The 17,046-nt window shown below is 61.2% G+C and carries 17 protein-coding genes; 9 read left to right on the top strand and 8 right to left on the bottom strand.

Annotated elements, in window-relative coordinates; all coding sequences use genetic code 11:
* Nucleotides 1-9: 9 nt before the first annotated feature.
* The 4 genes from U5782_RS29245 to U5782_RS29230 all read right to left on the bottom strand — a co-directional run bounded on the left by U5782_RS29245 (nt 10) and on the right by U5782_RS29230 (nt 3,736).
* Nucleotides 10-660, bottom strand: a complete 651-nt coding sequence (locus U5782_RS29245; protein WP_322047348.1) for a BON domain-containing protein — start codon at nt 658-660, stop codon at nt 10-12.
* Between the two features lie 316 nt (nt 661-976).
* A complete protein-coding gene (locus U5782_RS29240; protein WP_322047347.1) occupies nt 977-1,666 on the bottom strand; it encodes a CBS domain-containing protein in 690 nt (229 codons plus the stop codon).
* A gap of 97 nt (nt 1,667-1,763) precedes the next feature.
* Nucleotides 1,764-3,065 (bottom strand): divalent metal cation transporter, encoded by a 1,302-nt coding sequence (locus U5782_RS29235; protein WP_322047444.1) that lies wholly within the window; start codon nt 3,063-3,065, stop codon nt 1,764-1,766.
* 20 nt (nt 3,066-3,085) lie between these two features.
* On the bottom strand, nt 3,086-3,736 hold the full coding sequence (locus tag U5782_RS29230) for a BON domain-containing protein (protein WP_322047346.1): 651 nt from the start codon (nt 3,734-3,736) through the stop codon (nt 3,086-3,088).
* Between the two features lie 238 nt (nt 3,737-3,974).
* Here U5782_RS29230 and U5782_RS29225 point away from each other — a divergent pair, with 238 nt between their 5' ends.
* From U5782_RS29225 to U5782_RS29210, 4 genes are all read left to right on the top strand, one after another.
* A complete protein-coding gene (locus U5782_RS29225; protein ID WP_322047345.1) occupies nt 3,975-4,808 on the top strand; it encodes a universal stress protein in 834 nt (277 codons plus the stop codon).
* Nucleotides 4,809-4,851: 43 nt separating this feature from the next.
* On the top strand, nt 4,852-5,658 hold the full coding sequence (locus U5782_RS29220; protein WP_322047443.1) for a universal stress protein: 807 nt from the start codon (nt 4,852-4,854) through the stop codon (nt 5,656-5,658).
* 142 nt (nt 5,659-5,800) lie between these two features.
* A complete protein-coding gene (locus U5782_RS29215) occupies nt 5,801-6,925 on the top strand; it encodes a PAS domain S-box protein (RefSeq protein WP_322047344.1) in 1,125 nt (374 codons plus the stop codon).
* Nucleotides 6,926-7,009: 84 nt separating this feature from the next.
* Nucleotides 7,010-7,540 carry a cytochrome b gene (locus tag U5782_RS29210; RefSeq protein WP_322047343.1) on the top strand — a complete coding sequence of 177 codons (531 nt, stop codon included), beginning with the start codon at nt 7,010-7,012 and terminating at the stop codon, nt 7,538-7,540.
* 45 nt (nt 7,541-7,585) lie between these two features.
* Here U5782_RS29210 and chrA read toward each other — a convergent pair whose 3' ends face one another.
* Together chrA and U5782_RS29200 are read right to left on the bottom strand one after the other, a co-directional pair.
* Complete coding sequence (chrA, locus tag U5782_RS29205; protein ID WP_322047342.1) at nt 7,586-8,821, bottom strand: chromate efflux transporter; 1,236 nt, start codon at nt 8,819-8,821, stop codon at nt 7,586-7,588.
* Nucleotides 8,822-8,935: 114 nt separating this feature from the next.
* Entirely contained in the window at nt 8,936-9,409 is a 474-nt protein-coding gene (locus U5782_RS29200) for a hypothetical protein (RefSeq protein ID WP_322047341.1), read from the bottom strand.
* Nucleotides 9,410-9,615: 206 nt separating this feature from the next.
* Between U5782_RS29200 and U5782_RS29195 the strand changes: the two genes are divergently transcribed.
* The 4 genes from U5782_RS29195 to U5782_RS29180 all read left to right on the top strand — a co-directional run bounded on the left by U5782_RS29195 (nt 9,616) and on the right by U5782_RS29180 (nt 14,880).
* On the top strand, nt 9,616-11,040 hold the full coding sequence (locus U5782_RS29195; protein ID WP_322047442.1) for an MBL fold metallo-hydrolase: 1,425 nt from the start codon (nt 9,616-9,618) through the stop codon (nt 11,038-11,040).
* 158 nt (nt 11,041-11,198) lie between these two features.
* Nucleotides 11,199-13,205, top strand: coding sequence for a PAS domain S-box protein (locus tag U5782_RS29190; RefSeq protein ID WP_322047340.1), 2,007 nt, complete (start codon nt 11,199-11,201; stop codon nt 13,203-13,205).
* Nucleotides 13,202-13,849 carry a response regulator transcription factor gene (locus U5782_RS29185; RefSeq protein WP_322047339.1) on the top strand — a complete coding sequence of 216 codons (648 nt, stop codon included), beginning with the start codon at nt 13,202-13,204 and terminating at the stop codon, nt 13,847-13,849. Before U5782_RS29190 ends, U5782_RS29185 begins: the two co-directional genes overlap by 4 nt.
* 278 nt (nt 13,850-14,127) lie before the next feature.
* Nucleotides 14,128-14,880 carry a helix-turn-helix domain-containing protein gene (locus U5782_RS29180; RefSeq protein ID WP_415914425.1) on the top strand — a complete coding sequence of 251 codons (753 nt, stop codon included), beginning with the start codon at nt 14,128-14,130 and terminating at the stop codon, nt 14,878-14,880.
* Nucleotides 14,881-15,027: 147 nt separating this feature from the next.
* Here U5782_RS29180 and U5782_RS29175 read toward each other — a convergent pair whose 3' ends face one another.
* Both U5782_RS29175 and U5782_RS29170 read right to left on the bottom strand, forming a co-directional pair.
* On the bottom strand, nt 15,028-15,315 hold the full coding sequence (locus tag U5782_RS29175) for a hypothetical protein (RefSeq protein WP_322047441.1): 288 nt from the start codon (nt 15,313-15,315) through the stop codon (nt 15,028-15,030).
* Nucleotides 15,316-15,435: 120 nt separating this feature from the next.
* Complete coding sequence (locus U5782_RS29170) at nt 15,436-15,870, bottom strand: Hsp20/alpha crystallin family protein (protein ID WP_322047337.1); 435 nt, start codon at nt 15,868-15,870, stop codon at nt 15,436-15,438.
* 288 nt (nt 15,871-16,158) lie between these two features.
* On the opposite strand from U5782_RS29170, the gene U5782_RS29165 reads away from it, so the two are divergent.
* Nucleotides 16,159-17,004: a universal stress protein gene (locus U5782_RS29165; protein ID WP_322047336.1), complete on the top strand. Its 846-nt coding sequence runs from the start codon at nt 16,159-16,161 to the stop codon at nt 17,002-17,004.
* The last annotated feature ends 42 nt before the right edge of the window (nt 17,005-17,046 follow it).

Here is a 17,046-nt window from a genome sequence, read left to right as displayed (position 1 = left end):
CTCGCGGTTTCAAACGACTCTCAGGAGATTCACAATCGTATGAACACCCTGCGTCGATCTGGCGGCGCCGTGGATGAGCTGGCGCTCGGCATTTGAGGCAACGTTGCCGGTAAGCGTAACCGTGCTGCCGTCGATACTGATCTCAACGTGCCTCGCTTCCCGTTCGCTGTGTCGCCCTATCGCGGCACGAATCGCGCGCGCGATGTCTTCAGCAGACGTCGCGCCTCGAATGTGGACGCAATTGTTCACTGATGTCACGCCGAGCAAATGACCGATCGCCTGTTCTGCTGCATGGCTCTGATAGCCCCAGTCACACTCACCTAGCAAGGTCACCTGGCCTTTTTCCACTTCAACCTGGATATTCTGATTGTTGACGCCAACTGTCCACTCAAGGATCGCGCGCACCGTATTCGCGATATCTTCATCGTTGCGCGCTTCATCTCGAGGGATGCACACCTCCAGCTCGACGGCAATACCGCGCACGCCAGCCACGCGTTCCGTTGCCCGCTGGATCGCGAGTTTTGCCGCATAGCTTGCAGGATGGCCCGACAGCGTAACAACGCCGTTCGACACCTCCACCCCGACAGCAGCAGGCTGGATAGACCGATCGCTGGCCAGCTCAGCCTCGATATCACGCTTCAGTTCAAGGTCGGATTTCATGGGAGTCCACTCCTGATTGCGACACGATCATCACGTCAGCGGCATGAAGACAAGTTGCCCGCGCACGAATGTTCCGTCATGGCTTGCCTGACGAGGAAAGCGTCGCGAGTCTTGCGAGATCGACCATCAAATCGGCCGCCCGGCGCTCGAGATCCAGAAGCCGGTCACACAGTCATTCAGACATGAGTTGCCTGATCCTCGCTTGACGATGGACGGATTCATTGACCGGTTCCCGCATGGAGAGATAAGCCCTTACGTGTCTCCGGCGCCCCGGCTGCCACTGGGAGAGCGGGCAATACCCTGACCCTGTTACCCGTTACATCGGCGTGAAATAGGTGGGATAGCCGAGATGGTCTTCCACGCCCTTGACGCCCATCACACGCTCAGCGCTAACGCAGATTGCCCGGCGCTCTTCTTCCGACGTCACCGTCCCCCAAAGATGAACGACACCATCCTTGACCACGACGTTTTCCGCGGCCATCGCCCAGCGATGACCGTCGAGCATCTGCAGGACGTGCTGGCGCAGCGCTTCGTCTGACGCGAGCGCATCTGACCGGCCGTGAGCAGACTGCGCAAGAGCTCGCACAAGATTAGAACGGCTCACGATCCCGAGCACCTTGCCGTCGACGACGACAGGCACCCGCTTGATGTGATGTTGCTGCAGGAGATCGGCCACTTCTGCAAGAGGCGTTGTCGGCAGAACACTGACGACATTTTCCGTCATGACGTCACTGATTTTCAGCGCATGCTCCTTCAGATACTCCGTCGCGAGCCGGCGCGTCGAATAGAGAAACTCCGCGAGCCACGAACGTTGCGGTTTGCCTGTGCCCGTTTCAACACGGTGCAGCAAGTCCCCCTCGCTCACCATGCCGGCGATTTTTCCGTCTTCTCCAATCACCGGCAGACCGCTAATGTGATGGGTTGCCATCAGGTTGGCCGCGTCAAAAACGCTCGCCGAGATAGGCACTGAAACGACTTCCGTTGTCATGATGTCCGAGGCTTGCATGAGCATTCTCCGAGGGTCGATGGGTTCGCTATGCTCCCAATGTAGCGACCCGCCCTCTTTTGCAATTGACCTCAATCAATCGATTCGCCCAGGAGCGTTAGTGCGCGGCCAGCATCGCAATGGCGGCAACACCCATCACCGCAGTGCCCAGCCAGCCCAAGGCCCGAACCGGCCATCCCGCCGTGAATTCGCCCATCACGGACGGTTTCGAGACCAGCAGGATGATGACCGCCATGAGCGGCACAGCAACGACGCCATTGATCACCGCACTGATGAACAGGGCGCGCATGGGACTGACCGGCGAATACTGCAAAACGAGCCCGATCAGCACGCTCACCGCGATGATGGCGTAGAAACCGCGGGCATCCGCCACGCTGCGCTCCAGCCCCTCCTTCCAGCCCAGCGCCTCAGACAGCGCGTAGGCTCCGGAGCCCGCCAGGACCGGCACCCCGATCATGCCGACACCGAATATGCCGGCCGCAAACAGCGCATAAGCGAAGTCCCCGGCAAGTGGGCGCAACGCGCTCGCGGCCTGCGCCGCCGTATCGATACTCGTCATTCCGGCGACATGCAAGGTTACGGCGGTCGCAAGCATGATGAACCACGCCGCGAGATCGGAATAGAGCATGCCGCTCCATGTGTCCCACCGGATGCGTCGCAATTCAACCGGCGCAGCACAGGGATCACGCAAGAGCGGCGCGCTATCGTGCCCATTTTCCATATCCTCGATCTCTTCCGCGGCCTGCCAGAAGAACAGATAGGGGCTGATTGTCGTACCGAACACCCCCACGATGACCGCTGCCGAGGACGCATCGGGCGTGAAGTTCGGCCAGAACGTACGCAGCGCGACCTGACGCCACGGCACGTGTACGGTGAACAGCACTGCCGCGTAAGCGAGCAGCGAAAGTGTGAGCCACTTCAAAAAGTGCACGTACCGGTGATAAGGGATGAAAACCTGCATCAGCAGCGTGGCGAACACGAAGCAGGCCGTCATCGCGTGACGGTTGATGCCGGTGACCAGTTCCGCGACTTCGCCCATTGCCGCGACGTCGGCGGCAATATTCAACGTATTGGCGATGAGCAGTAGCCCCACTACCGAATAAAGCACAAGCGGCGAAAACGCAGCCTTGATATTGGCAGCCAGCCCCTTGCCCGTGACCCGGCCAAGATCGGCGCACATCGACTGGATGGCAGCCATCAGCGGAAAAGCGAGCGGCATGGTCCACAACATCGCCAGACCATACTGCGCGCCTGCCTGGGAATACGTGGCGATGCCGCTGGGATCATCGTCGGCCACACCCGTGATCAGTCCCGGCCCGACTTTCGCAAGTGGATGCGACTTCAGCCTGTCAAGACACGCCTTCAGGATGCCGGGCCGGGGAGCGTCCTCAAGATCCATCGGCTCTCCTCCAGGAAGGTTCACTCCACGGTCAAGTCGTCGACCACTGCGCCGACACCCGGTGCGGCCCACGCCGCACCGCGCGCCACGGCGCGTTCCGCATACGAATGAACGGTGCCTGACAACGTCACCGTTCCCTCTCGAACCGATATCCGAATGTGTCGTGCTTCACGGTCCGCATGACGGTGCATGGCGTTCAGAATGTCTTTGCTGATTTTTTCCGGCTCGGCTAGATGCCTGACTTCGATCTGGTTCGAAACGCTGGTCACACCGCGCATCTGGGCGATCGCTCGCGCCGCCGCCCGGCTTTGCCAGGCATAATCGACCGTGCCTTTGAGCGCCACATGGCCATGCTCGACCAGCACGCGCACCGCGCCCTCGCTCACGCCCGTAGTCCAGCGCAGCATGCTGTGCGCAAAGTTTGCGATTTCGCCGTCGCCTCGAATTTCTTCTTCCGGCAGACGCACCACCAGTTCGACTGCCAGAGCCCGAACGCCTCCGACGCGCTGGGCGGCCTCTTCGGCGGCGATCTTCTCGGCCAGGCTCGCGAGATGGCCCTTGAGCGTCACGACACCATTCTCGACCTCTACGCCGATAGTGGATGCTGCTACACCGGGTTCCCAGTCCAGTTCCGCTTCAACGTCCTGCTTGATCTGCAGATCGGATTTCATCGTTGCCTCCGTCAGTTCCGACAGATGCCGGTTTTACGTGCCGAGCGTCGCATGGGTTGGCTTTTTGCAACTGATCTGCGTCAATCTCCGTCATCGCGCTGGCCCATTTCGCCACCATGGGTCGCTCAACGCGAGAGGCACGCGCCGGTTTGATGCAGGTCAATTGCAGTTGCGCATCGACGCTTAAAGTAGAGCGCTGAGTACGCCGCTGGTCTTTCTTTCGCTGGGAGTGTCGATCATGGAGTACCGCAGCATTCTTGTTCACCTCGATAACAGCGAACGAGCACGAGCCTGCGTGGATGTCGCACTTCAGGTGGCACAACAACACCGGGCGCACGTCAGCGCCCTATACGCACCGGCAGTGATTGAACACCGGCTCGACTACGCGTTCACGTTCGGAACCGAATACTGGGACCGGCAGATTCGTGAAGAAGACGATCGTCGACGTGCACTGGAACACTATTTCCTGTCGCGGCTCGCAGACGTAAAACTCACTGGGAACTGGCACACAGCTCAGCAGCTCGCGGAGCGGGAAATGATCGCGCGCACCCGGTTGGCCGACCTGGTAGTGCTGCGTCAGAGCGATCCCGAGGATCCGAATGCATCAGCGGGCAACCGCTTTCAGACCCGCGTCACCCTGGCGGCGGGCAGGCCGGTTTTATGGGTGCCGTTCACCGGCAGATTCCCGACCATTGGGAATCGAATTGTGGTTGCATGGGATGGAGGCCAGTCGGCCACGCGCGCGCTCTACGATGCGTTGCCCTTCATGCGGCATGCACAACAGACCTCACTCGTCACGTTCACATTTGAGAACAAGGACCGTGACCGTACTCCTGGTGCCGACATTGGACTCGTGCTGGCCCGTCACGGCATTGCGGTCGAAGTGGCCGCGCTGCGTCCGCCCCCGACGTCTTCCGTTGAAGCTGCCTTGCTATCGCGTGTGCAAAGGGAGGGTTGTGACCTGCTCGTGATGGGTGCGTACGGTCACGCCCGGTGGAGGGAGATTCTGCTTGGCGGTGTCACGCACGCAGTGATGGAGTCGATGCCTGTGCCTGTTCTGATGTCGCATTGAGCGTATCAGCCAGATCAGCGCAAACGTCTTGAGGGAAATGGCGATGGATTACAAGAGTCTGCTTGTGCATCTCGACGATACCGAACGATGCGCTGTGCGCGTCGCGCTCGCACTCGATCTGGCCGACCGCTTCGACGCGCATCTCGTCGGTCTTTATCTGCCCTTTTCGGCTATCGGCGGCCCCAATGAAGCACGTCCCGCGGAGCAACGCCGGGCTACTGCCCATGCGAGCTTTCTCTGCGCAGCCGAGCGCGCGGGCCGGATTGTCGAATGGCGCGCGCCTGAACCGGCAGACCTGCCAGGCGCAACCCTCCACGCACGTCACGCCGACCTGCTCGTGCTCGGTCAACATGACCCGCGCAACCGGTCCATCAATGTCACTGGGGATTTCGTTACGGACCTGCTGATGACATGTGCCCGTCCCGTCGTCATCGTCCCGTATACCGGCGCATTTTCCTCATTCGCACAAAACATCCTGATTGCCTGGGATGGCAGCCGCGAGGCGGCGCGCGCCACCTCAGACGCGCTGCCACTGCTGGTCCGCGCGCAGTACGTTTCGATCGCAGTCGTTGCACCGCCAGGCAGCGCCGATCTCGCACGCGCGACCGACGCCGCTATCGATGCAGCGGGATGGCTCGATCGGCACGGCGTTAGCGCCTCGTTCCACGAGAGCGTCTGCGAGCATGGTTTCGAAAGCGGCGTGACCCTGCTTGGCCGCGCAAGTGATGTGAACGCCGACCTGTTGGTCACTGGCGCGTGGGCTCACTCTCATCTGCGCGAACGGATGCTGGGTGGCGTCACCCGCACCCTGCTTGAATCCATGACCCTGCCAGTCCTGATGTCGCATTGAAGCACCGCCCCTTGGCGTGAAGCGCAAAGTGATTGCCTATCGGGCGCTAACGATCGCCCCACGACTTTGGCCTACTATTTGCACTGTCGACACGCGAACCATGTCGACTCCCGCATTGCCGCCATTGTCACCGGAGCGCTTCATGCAAACAGCTGAGCCGGCGTCCTGGTATGGGCGCAACAACAGCAATATCGCGATCGAGGATCGCTACCGTCTACTCATCGACGCCGTCCATGATTACGCGATCTTCATGCTGGAGCCTACCGGCTGCGTAGCCAGCTGGAATCTGGGCGCACAGCGCATCAAGGGCTATACGCCGGACGAGATCGTTGGCCGGCACTTCTCGCTGTTTTATACAACAGAAGACATCGCGGCAGGCAAACCCGCACGACTGCTTGAGACTGCCACGCGGCTGGGACGCGTGGAGGATGAAGGATGGCGCGTGCGCAAGGATGGTAGCCACTTCTGGGCAAATGTGATTATCACCGCGGTCTACGACGAACATGCCGCGCTGGTCGGCTTCGCCAAGATTACCCGCGACCTGACGGAACGGCGCAGGCTCGACGACCTTGAGCGCTCCCACGCGACGTCGGCACTCGTTCAGCAAGCTCGCGAAAACGAGCAAAAACGCGTGGCTCGCGAACTGCATGATGACCTCGGACAGCGGCTGGTTGCCCTGAAGATGGCATTGGTCCGTCATCAGGCCGAGCTTCGCGAAGCGTGGCCCGACGCACATGGAGCACATCTCGCATCACTTGGCGAAATCTCCACGCAGATCGACGAGTTGACCGTCTCTGTGCGTCGCATCGCCGCTGACCTGCGCCCCCTGCTCCTCGACGACTTCGGTCTGGAGGCCGCGCTCGAATCGATGGCGCATGACTTCGAACATCGTCACGGCGTGTCAGTGCAGTGTGATCTGGACCCGCATTTGCCAAAGCTCGACGAACTCGCCTCAACCGCGCTGTTTCGCGTCGCGCAGGAAGCGCTCACCAATATCGCTCGACACGCGAGCGCGCACACGGTGACGCTTGAGCTGGCTGGCAACGATGGGACCATCTCTTTAAAAATTCGCGACGATGGCACGGGGTTCGATTCGCGTGCGGCTGCGCGCCCCGACGCGTTCGGCCTCACCGGGATGCGGGAACGCATGCTGCAACTGGGCGGCACACTTTCGATCGAGAGCGCACCTGGAGCAGGGACGGCGATAGTGGCCGAACTTCGTGTGCCAGGCGCACAGGGTCTCTGGTTGACCAAGTCAGGCGCTTAATTTCAGGCGCTTAATCTCGGGTTAAGTTGAGGCCTTCTAGAATCGCCCTTTTCAACTGGCTTATTTTCCCTGGAGAGACTGGCCATGCAAGTTGCCGCCGATGCACGCTACGACAAGACTGCACGTCTGCTTCACTGGCTCGTCGTCATACTGGTCGCCACCCAGTTCGTGATTGGCTGGACCATGCCCGACGTGCATCGCGATACGAAACCCATTGGTGAAATCGCCTGGCATCTGGGCGTCGGAACCGCGCTCATCGCCGTCGTGGCATGGCGTATCGTCTGGCGCGCGACTCACCAGCCGCCATCGCAAAGCCTGTCCAAAGCATTGCGCGCCATCTCGTCTTTCACGCATGGGGCGCTCTATGTGCTACTGCTCGCCGTGCCGCTGCTTGGGTGGATCAACGCGTCGTCGCGCACGTGGGTCGTCAAACTGGGCGGCCTCGTTGCGCTGCCGTCGCTTTCAGCGCCCGGCTCGTCGTTCGGGCATGCAATGGGCGATGTGCATAGTGTGCTCGCTTGGGTACTGCTGGTGCTGATCGGCTTGCACATCGCCGGCGCGCTCTACCATCGCTTTGTGCTCGGCGACGGCGTGTTACAGCGCATGCTGCCTTGAGGCATCTCGCTCGCCTGCGAGAGCACATGAACTCGCCCAGCGCGCCTAGATCCGCAACGCGTTCCCCACTATTCCTGTGAGCGCACAAAACAGCACGACCGCGAGCGGAGGCGCCTTCCACCTCACCAAGGCCACGAACCCGCATGCGGCGACCGCAAAATCAAGAGGCGAGCGCACTGCACTCGTCCAGACCGGCGAATACAAGGCAAACGCCAGCAGGCCCACCACGGCAGCGTTGACTCCAGCAAGCGCCGCCAACATGTGAGGACGCGCACGCATCGCCTGCCACCACGGCAGCGCCGCGACGACGAGCAGCAGGCCTGGCAGAAAAATGCCGATGACCGCTATAGCTGCGCCGGACCAACGACCAGGTCCCGCCTGACTGACCCAGCCGAGAAAGGCGGCGAACGTGAATAAGGGTCCGGGAACCGCCTGCGCAGCGCCGTATCCTGCGAGGAACGCCGCAGGCGACACCCACCCGGGTGCGACCGTCTGCTGCTGAAGCAAAGGCAGCACAACGTGGCCGCCGCCGAATACCAGCGCACCTGACTGATAGAAGGCATCGAAAAGGCGCAATCCCTGGCCGCCCGAAGCGCCGAGCGCCGGCAAGCCCGCAAGGAGGCCCAGATAAAGCGCTAGCGCAACGACCGACACGCTGCGCGCCCCTCGCCATACAGACGCGGCTTCTGTCCCGGGCTCACAGGCCGTTACTGCGATCCTGCCGCACAAGCCAAGGCCCAGAAGCGCTCCCACAGCGATTACCAGCACCTGCGCATACGCCGTAGCCAGTACCGCGAGCATCACGATCGCGATCAGCGCGATGCCAGTGCGCCGGCCGTCGGGACAGAGCCGGCGCGCCATGTCCCAAACCGCCTGCGCGACGACAGCCACCGCGACAAGCTTCAAGCCATGCAGAGCGCCATCGCCCGCCCAGCCCCCCAGGTCCGGCGCTGCGGCCGCAAAGACGAGCATCATAACGACCGAAGGCAGCGTAAAGCCGACCCATGCGGCGAGGCCGCCGCGCCAGCCGGCCTTGAGCAGACCAATGGAAAAACCAACCTGACTGCTCGCCGGTCCAGGCAGAAACTGGCACATGCCGACGAGATCACTGAAAGTGCGCTCATCCAGCCAGCGACGGCGCTCAACAAATTCGCGACGAAAGTAGCCGATATGCGCAATCGGCCCACCAAAACTCGACATTCCCAATTTCAGAAAAACGAGCAGGACCGTATTCGCCGAGTAGTCGCGAGTCGAGGGCACAGCCGGGGTGTCGATGGACATAAAGTGGCGCCAGTGTGCAAAATGGGGGCATGACTTCCAGGTCAGATAGCCAGGAGCATGCCGTTTCTCCACCAACTGGGCAAGGCTGTCCTTGTGACGGGTGCCGCAGGTCGCTCAGTGCGCTGATCCCACCTCACGCGCAAACGCGATCTGGACCTCGCGCAGTTGCGCCGCGCAAGTCCGATAGGTCCAGCCCGGACCGCCATCATCACTGTACATCCCGCGACACAACCCTTTGAGCCGGATGACGGCTGTCCCGTCGTCCGCCGTCAGACGCGTCGCCCAGAAATAGGCCACGCCAAACTCGTGAGGCATGCGGGTTTCGATGGTGTCATCGTCCAGGCGCTCGATCGGTGTCACGGAATGGCGCTGAACAAACAGACGCGCACGGCCCCACGCCTGCGCACAAGCCTGGGAATCGGCGCATTCGACCTGGGCCTGCTCGCGGGCGGCCTCCAGATCTGCCTCGGAGCGTCGGAACGCGGAGCGGCTGGCGTCAGTAGCACACGCAACCAGCGTTAGCGCCAGCACAAGGGAAAGCGCGCGTGAAGCATGCGGCAAATTCAGCGATTGCGCCCGGAGAGCCATGGTCGGTGCCCACAAGAACACGGCCGCGTCGGATTCGGCCGGTGCCCCAATGTACAAGGGGCGGCCCGCTAGCTATTGATCTGGCTCAATTCATTCGCCATGTGCGACATGCACACCTTCCCTCTGACACAGGTCAAAAGCCCTTTCTCAAACCGCGCTCCAATCGACCTCACGGGCGCCGCGTGGCGCCATACGAGGAGAACATGATGAAGCTGACTTTCCTTGGCGCGGCGCAGACAGTCACAGGCTCGCGCTACCTGCTGGAAGCCGATGGCAAGCGGGTGCTGATCGATTGTGGCCTGTTCCAGGGAACGAAAAACCTGCGTCTTCGCAACTGGGAACCGTTGCCCTTCGCAGCAGACACGCTCGACGCCGTCATCCTCACACACGCGCACATCGACCATTGCGGCTATCTACCGGTCCTCGTGCGCAACGGCTATCGAGGGCCTGTGTACTGCACCCCGGGCACCGCTGACCTGTGCGATGTCATGCTGCGCGACAGCGCCCGGTTACAGGAGGAAGACGCCGCGTTCGCCAACCGTCACGGTTTCTCGAGACATCATCCTGCCCTGCCCCTCTACACCACCCAGGACGTGGAGAGCACGCTGCGCCTCGTTGGGCCACGCGAATTTGACTCGCCCATGGCGCTGAGCAACCGGCTAGGCTTCCGGCTCTTGCCTGCCGGACACATTCTGGGAGCGGCCAGCGTCGTGCTGTGCTGCGGCCACACTGTGATCGCGTTCTCCGGCGATCTGGGCCGCCCTGAGGATCCGCTCATGCGCGCGCCCGCGCCGCCCGCGCATGCGGACTACCTGGTGGTCGAATCAACCTATGGCGACCGCCTGCACGATGCACTCGATCCCGAGGACGAGCTTGCCGCGATGTTCGCACGTACCTTCGCACGCGGCGGGATCGTGGTGATGCCGTGCTTCGCCGTCGGCCGCGCGCAGGAGATTCTTTACTACATTGCCCGGCTGAAAGAGGGTGGGCGCATGCCGAACGTGCCCGTCTATCTGGACAGCCCGATGGCGATCAGTGTCACCGACCTCTACCGCCGTCACATGGGCGAGCACCGCCTGACGGTCTCCCAGATGCACGCGATCGACCATGCCGCATTCATGGCGCGCACGGTCGACGACTCGAAGTCGATCGCCTCGCGCCGTGGGCCGATGGTCATCATCGCTGGCAGCGGCATGGCCACGGGGGGCCGTGTGCTGCACCACCTGAACCTGTATGCGCCCGACCCGCGCAATACAATCGCGCTCGTCGGTTATCAGGCGCCCGGCACACGCGGCGCGGCGCTGGAAGCCCATGCACCGGTGATCAAATTGCACGGCGACTATGTGCGCGTGCGTGCCGAGGTTTCCTCGATTTCATCGCTGTCTGCGCACGCCGACTATCGCGAGACCATCCGCTGGCTGGCCGGCATGAACTGTCCACCAGTACGTACCTTCGTTACACACGGAGAGCCGGCTGCGGCCGACGCGCTGCGTCGCAGGATCGTCGAGACGCTCCACTGGGACTGCTGCGTGCCGGAATATCGCGATACGGTGGAACTCCCGGAAGATCCTGCTCGTGAACACCCTTGCCCGCCCTGCGAATCAACGTATATCCCGGATACCGCGAACTGATCCGCCGGGAGATCGTGGCGCCCCTGATCCTGGGGACATAATATTGAGACGGGCAGCCTGCGCGCTCACGCACCGGGCAGCCTCGCTGGCACTGCCTGTTTGCAAACGAATAACGCACGACTCGCCCACCCACGAGCATTTCGTTACCGACGACTGCCATGGCATTGGTCACTGACGCCCCGCCACTGAAGGCGCAAATCCGCCGGCCAGCAGTGGCAGCGGTCGTTGCGTTTGTTGCCGTATTCGCCCTCGCGGGCGCGGTGGCCGTGTTCGTCGCGCAACAATGGCAGAGCGCAGCCGAGCAGCGTTTCGGCCGCCGCGCGGCGGCTCTGCGCGAATCCATTGAGCTCTCGTTGATCGCCAACGAAACCGTGCTTCGGAGTGCGAGGGCGCATCTCGCCCGTGTGCCGCTGCCCGACGCCGCCAGCTGGGCACACTATGTGTCTGCCCTGAACCTGGATGGCTCACACACTGCGGTTGTCGCGCTCGGCTATGCCCCCGACGCGTCCGGTGTCACGCTCTGGACTGGGCCCGCAGCCAGTTCGGGCAATTTGCCCTCCCGCCCCGATAATGCTGACCCGGTTCAACCGGATGACGTTGTGCTGGCTGTGGCCACGCCTGGTCCCACTCCCGTGGCGCCTCTAACGCTATGGCTTCCCGTCTACGAAGAATCAGCGGCAGAAGTACGAGATCCAAGAAATCCAGTCGGCTTTGCGGTGGCTGCGCTCGATGTCCAGCGGCTATTCGCGCCGCTCCTCGCAGCCCAACCGGGGCTAGAACTCACGGTGCGTGCGCATCACCCGCCATTCGAGCTTTACCGGAGCGCGCCAGCTGAGGCGGACGAAATCCTCGCTTACCGGCAGTTTGAGCGACGCGATCAGTTGCTCGCGGGCGGCGCGTCACTGACGATTGAGACACGCGCGGATGGCAGTCCGCTGCTCACGGGTGCGGCTACCAGTGCCGCCGCGATTCTCCTGGTGGGAGCGCTCATCGCAGCGGCGTGCGCATGGCTGGCATACCGGCTTGCTGCGGCGCACCTGACGCCATCGATAAGCAGCACCAACGCACGCCTGAACGAAGCACGCATGATGGCGATTATCCGCTCCTCGATGGAGGCAATCATCACGGTCGACCAGACACAAACAGTTGTCATCTTTAATCCGGCCGCCGAATATGTATTCGGGTTAACGGCCATGGAGGCGATAGGCTCTCCCCTTTCACGCTTTATTCCCGAGCGCTTTCGCGCTGCACATGCGCAGCATGTCGACCAGTTCGGCGTTACAGGGGTGACGGAGCGCCAGATGGGCCGTCAGCACCGTGTGCTCTACGGTTTGCGCGCGAACGGCGAGGAGTTCCCGATCGAAGCGTCGATCTCACAGATCCGCGAGGCGTCCGGCAGGCTCTATACCGTCATGCTGCGCGATATCACCGAGCGACTGCGTGCCGAGAATACGCTCAAGCGTTCGCGCGAAGAACTGCGCGAGCTCTCGGCGAATCTGCAAAGCGTGCGTGAAGCCGAAAAAACCCGCATCGCGCGCGAACTGCACGACGACCTCGGTCAGCAACTCACCGCGCTCAAGATCGACCTGTCGTCACTGGGGCTGCGCCTGGGCCCTGAGATGGTGCCCGACATCGCGACCCGCCTTGCAGGCATGAGCAAGCTTATTGACGCGATGGTTCGGGGCATACGCCGCATTGCCGCCGATCTGCGCCCCGTCATGCTCGACGACCTCGGGCTCGTATCGGCCATCGACTGGCTCGCCAATGATTTCACCAGCCGATATGGCATAAGGGTGCGCAAGCGCCTGGAGACTGGCAATGTCGTGTTCTCCAGCTCGGCAGCCTCCACGCTGTTTCGCATCGTGCAGGAGGCGCTAACCAACGTGGCGCGCCACGCGCAGGCAGACAGGGTAGATCTCAGTCTGGAAGCGGATGCGCAGCATTGCATCTTGCGCATTGCCGACAACGGCTGCGGTACAACGAGCGAAAGAGGTGACGCTCCCTATCGGACACGACACGACAAAACTTTTGGATTGCTTGGCATACGCGAGCGCGCCCACATGTTCAACGGTGTCGTCGAGATTGACACTGCGCCTGGCGAAGGCTTTTCCCTCTCCATCACGTTTGAGCTCGATGCCCTTCAATCCGACGAGACAACTTCATGATCAAGGTACTGCTCGCTGACGACCATACACTCGTGCGTGACGGTCTGCGTCGCATTCTCGAAAGCGCACACGACTTTGAAGTCGCCGGAGAAGGCTGGGACGCAGCGACCACACTTGCCCTTGTTCGTGATCAGGCCGCCCAGGTGCTGGTGCTCGACCTGTCGATGCCGGGTCGCAGCGGCGTGGACCTCATCAAGCAGATCAAGGATGAAAAACCTGCCTTGCGCATCCTTGTCCTGACCATGCACGCTGAGCAGCAGTACGCCGTGCGCGCGTTCAAGGCTGGAGCTTCGGGCTATCTCACGAAAGAAAGTGCCAGCGCGGAACTGGTGAATGCCGTTACGAAAGTCGCATCCGGTGGCGTCTACGTCAGCACGTCAATGGCAGAGCGATTCGCGCTAAGTCTGAATGAGCCAGCCGACACGCTCCCGCATCAGCGCCTCTCAGATCGCGAATTCGACGTCTTTCGCCGGATCGCGTCCGGAGAGACCATCACCGAAATCGCCCACGCCTTGTGCGTGAGCAGCAAGACCGTGAGCACCTACAAGGTCCGCATTCTGGAAAAAATGCAGATGCCTCACGAAGCGGCCCTGGTTCGCTATGCCCTGCGCCACAAATTGATCGACGATCAGGACGAGGTCTAGCCGTCGCCCAGACTGGCGTCGGCCACGCGTGAGCATCGCCGGACGCGGCAGAGCGTCGCATCAATGTAGGAATTGCCCTACATGACTTCCTTCTTGCGTACACCAGTTTCCACCGCCGCCGATTTATTTCTGGGATGGCGATGCCGATACTGGACACATGCAGGTCAAGCCGCCGCGGCCGAAACCGCGCGTGGACCTCGCTATTAACGCACGTACATCGCGCGTTAAAACTGGAGACGATCATGTATGCCGAGTCCGTATGCGATGCCCCTTCACCCATGCCGTCATCCGCGCAAGGAACGCCGATCCCGGTGCATCCAGTGCATCCCGCGCCCGGCCTAGGGTGTCTGCCGACGCGCTGCTCGACCTGCTCGTTGCGTGCGGTCTGCATGCCAGCCGATCTCTCCGGCATCGAACTCCGGCAACTTGATACCGTCGTACTCACAACACGTCATTTACGGCGCGGCGAGGCACTCTTTCGTACGCACGATGTTTTCCAGAGTCTCTATGCAGTGCGCACGGGATCTTTCAAGACCATCGTCATGCACCGTGACGGGCGCGAACAGGTGATCGGATTCCAGATACCTGGCGAACCGCTGGGGCTCGACGGCGTCTGCTCTGGCACCCATAGTTGCGAGGCCATCGCGCTGGAGGACAGCACGGTGTGCATCATCCCGTTCGCCCAGTTCGAATCGCTTTGCCGGGAAAGCCGACGCATGCAACGCCATCTTTATAATTTGATGAGCAGTGAAATCGTGCGCGAGTCCGGCTTGATGATGATGCTTGGTACGATGACCGCAGAGCAGCGGCTCGCCTCGTTTCTACTGGATCTTGCGGCGCGTTTTCGCGCAAGAGGCTATTCCAGCGCACAGTTCAATCTGAAGATGAGCCGCGAAGAGATTGGCTGCTACCTCGGACTGAAACTTGAGACGGTCAGCCGCATGTTTTCGCGCTTTCACCGAGACGGTCTGGTCGAACCCAAAGGCAAGCAGATCCATATCGTCGATGCGCAGGCCCTCGCGCGCGTATAAGCTTAAAAGCAGCTGTAGAACATCCAGAGGTGCCGCATTACGTCTAGCTGCCGCTACAGTTACAGTGTGTGTGCATTCAGCGCTCCGGGATGGAGCGCTTTTTATCGCCGACACGCCGGCCATAGGAATGCACGTCCATGTTTCACATCATGCCGACTTCGTCTCGAGCTCATGTTCGGCTGCGTCGAAAGCTTCTCGCATCACGACGAGAGGATCAGTACCGTAATGATGCTCAACCGGACTAAAGCCGCTCGATTCGGTGACAAGATCGAGACGCACATCATAAGACTGTGACGAGTCGAGTCCGTGCAGTTCTTCGATCGCCAGATGACAGGACTTCAGTACTCTACCGAAGCGCTCCAACCGCAACAGTTGAACGCCTGCCTCCGCCTCGATCGCGGCAGATCCCGCGAAACCCAGATAGACCATCTGCATTCCCAGTCCCATCGTGAGGCCTCCCTCGCCGGCAGTGTGCTGACCGCTCAGCATCCCGCCTGTTGTCGTGGTTTCGTTCAACCAATCCGTGCCCGCTGCTCCCCTAGCGATCACCATGCGTCAATCGATCTGCACGCTCTTTTGTGTGACGGGTGCCTTCTTTGGCAGGTTCAGGGACAATACGCCGTCCTGATACTGGGCGCTTGCTGCGGAGTCGTCGATCTCGCTCGCAAGAGAAAACGTGCGCGCGAATGATCCGCTATAACGCTCCCTCCGGATCCACCGTTCCCCCTCCTTCTGCTCGGTCTTGCGCTCTACCTTCGCATGAATCGAGACCGTGTTGCCGTCGACCTTTACATCAATGTCCTTCTTGTCCACGCCAGGCAATTCCGCTTTCACCAGATATGCCTGTGGACTTTCTGTCACGTCGAGCCGGATAGACGACAGATCGCTACCCTCTGCCGCTGGCGTGCCACGCAACGGGCGGAAAAGCCCTTGAAACAGATCAGAAACTGGCTCGATCCCGAACGGATCGTAACGGGTCAGATTGTTCATCTTTCACCTCTCCTTTGAGCACAAACGGGCCGCGCCATGAGCAGGAGTTCGGACCACGTTGCGAGCTGCGTGCTTTCTCACGCACTTCTTTCACTGTAAAAACAGATCGCGTTTTGCGATTGATCTACCTCAATTGTCTTTCTCGTCGGTTACAGCAGCGACGGATGGATAACGCGTCGTCGCTTGATCCAGGTCAACCGCAAACAGAGGCCACTTTTTAAACTCAGATCAACTCGCTGTCTGTCCTGTGCCGGGCCGCGATGTCCTCCTTCCCCGCGGAGATCCGTAATGAGCTACAAAACCTTGATGGTTCATCTGGATTCGAGTACACGTGCCAACACACGCGTTTCACTCGCGCTCAAGTTGGCGCGCTCTTTCGGTTCGCATCTGAACGGCGTCTTTGCCGCCTTCGAGCCACATCCGAGGGAGTTCTACGTCATGGCCGGGACTGCAGACTATTACGACGCGCATCGTAAGCTGCGTGCAGAGCAGCGTGCCGCCATCGAGCGACTGTTCAGGGCTGAGTTGGCGCGGGCTCAAGTCGCGGGCTCACTGGTAGACGCAGATACTGATACCGATCCCGTTGCGTCGCTCATGCGTCATTGCCGCAGCGCGGATCTGACGATAATTGGACAGGCGGATCTCGATGATCCAGAAACGTTTGTCGCCGATCACTTTGACGAGACAGTCGTTCTGGGTGCCGGAGGCCCTGTACTCCTCGTACCGAAAACCGGGCATTTCGAAACTGTGGGCACGCGCGTGCTTATCGGATGGAATGGCAGCCGCGAGGCTGCGAGATCGGTGCACGACGCAATCCCCTTCATCGTCAGTTCCGCACACGTCACGATCGCAGCGTCTTCGACGACATTTGCTCCTGCGCCATCACAGGCCTCGTTGAGCGACCTGGCAGCAATGCTCGCGCGCCAGGGCGCTACCTCAGTCGACATTGCGCGCTTTGACCGCCATGCTGCAGAGACCACGGGAGACGCCCTGCTCAATTTCGCAATTGACGGTGGATTCGATCTTCTCGTCATGGGCGCATATGGTCACGCCCGTTTGCAGGAGCTCGTACTGGGTGGCGCGACGCGCTCCGTCCTGTTGACAGCGACACTGCCGGTACTGATGTCCCACTAGCACCCTTCACATGGCGCTACGCGCCGCTTCCTCCGCCATGGA

The organism is Paraburkholderia sp. J67, assembly GCF_905220265.1.
GTDB lineage: Bacteria > Pseudomonadota > Gammaproteobacteria > Burkholderiales > Burkholderiaceae > Paraburkholderia.
This window is presented reverse-complemented; position numbering and strand designations above follow the sequence as displayed.

Excerpts from the sequence above, each read along its gene's own strand:
- U5782_RS29245 (WP_322047348.1), bottom strand. The coding sequence starts at position 660 with ATGAAATCCGACCTTGAACTGAAGCGTGATATCGAGGCTGAGCTGGCC.
- U5782_RS29240 (WP_322047347.1), bottom strand. The coding sequence starts at position 1,666 with ATGCAAGCCTCGGACATCATGACAACGGAAGTCGTTTCAGTGCCTATC.
- U5782_RS29235 (WP_322047444.1), bottom strand. The coding sequence starts at position 3,065 with ATGGATCTTGAGGACGCTCCCCGGCCCGGCATCCTGAAGGCGTGTCTT.
- U5782_RS29230 (WP_322047346.1), bottom strand. The coding sequence starts at position 3,736 with ATGAAATCCGATCTGCAGATCAAGCAGGACGTTGAAGCGGAACTGGAC.
- U5782_RS29225 (WP_322047345.1), top strand. The coding sequence starts at position 3,975 with ATGGAGTACCGCAGCATTCTTGTTCACCTCGATAACAGCGAACGAGCA.
- U5782_RS29220 (WP_322047443.1), top strand. The coding sequence starts at position 4,852 with ATGGATTACAAGAGTCTGCTTGTGCATCTCGACGATACCGAACGATGC.
- U5782_RS29215 (WP_322047344.1), top strand. The coding sequence starts at position 5,801 with ATGCAAACAGCTGAGCCGGCGTCCTGGTATGGGCGCAACAACAGCAAT.
- U5782_RS29210 (WP_322047343.1), top strand. The coding sequence starts at position 7,010 with ATGCAAGTTGCCGCCGATGCACGCTACGACAAGACTGCACGTCTGCTT.
- chrA (WP_322047342.1), bottom strand. The coding sequence starts at position 8,821 with ATGTCCATCGACACCCCGGCTGTGCCCTCGACTCGCGACTACTCGGCG.
- U5782_RS29200 (WP_322047341.1), bottom strand. The coding sequence starts at position 9,409 with ATGGCTCTCCGGGCGCAATCGCTGAATTTGCCGCATGCTTCACGCGCG.
- U5782_RS29195 (WP_322047442.1), top strand. The coding sequence starts at position 9,616 with ATGAAGCTGACTTTCCTTGGCGCGGCGCAGACAGTCACAGGCTCGCGC.
- U5782_RS29190 (WP_322047340.1), top strand. The coding sequence starts at position 11,199 with ATGGCATTGGTCACTGACGCCCCGCCACTGAAGGCGCAAATCCGCCGG.
- U5782_RS29185 (WP_322047339.1), top strand. The coding sequence starts at position 13,202 with ATGATCAAGGTACTGCTCGCTGACGACCATACACTCGTGCGTGACGGT.
- U5782_RS29180 (WP_415914425.1), top strand. The coding sequence starts at position 14,128 with ATGCCGTCATCCGCGCAAGGAACGCCGATCCCGGTGCATCCAGTGCAT.
- U5782_RS29175 (WP_322047441.1), bottom strand. The coding sequence starts at position 15,315 with ATGCAGATGGTCTATCTGGGTTTCGCGGGATCTGCCGCGATCGAGGCG.
- U5782_RS29170 (WP_322047337.1), bottom strand. The coding sequence starts at position 15,870 with ATGAACAATCTGACCCGTTACGATCCGTTCGGGATCGAGCCAGTTTCT.
- U5782_RS29165 (WP_322047336.1), top strand. The coding sequence starts at position 16,159 with ATGAGCTACAAAACCTTGATGGTTCATCTGGATTCGAGTACACGTGCC.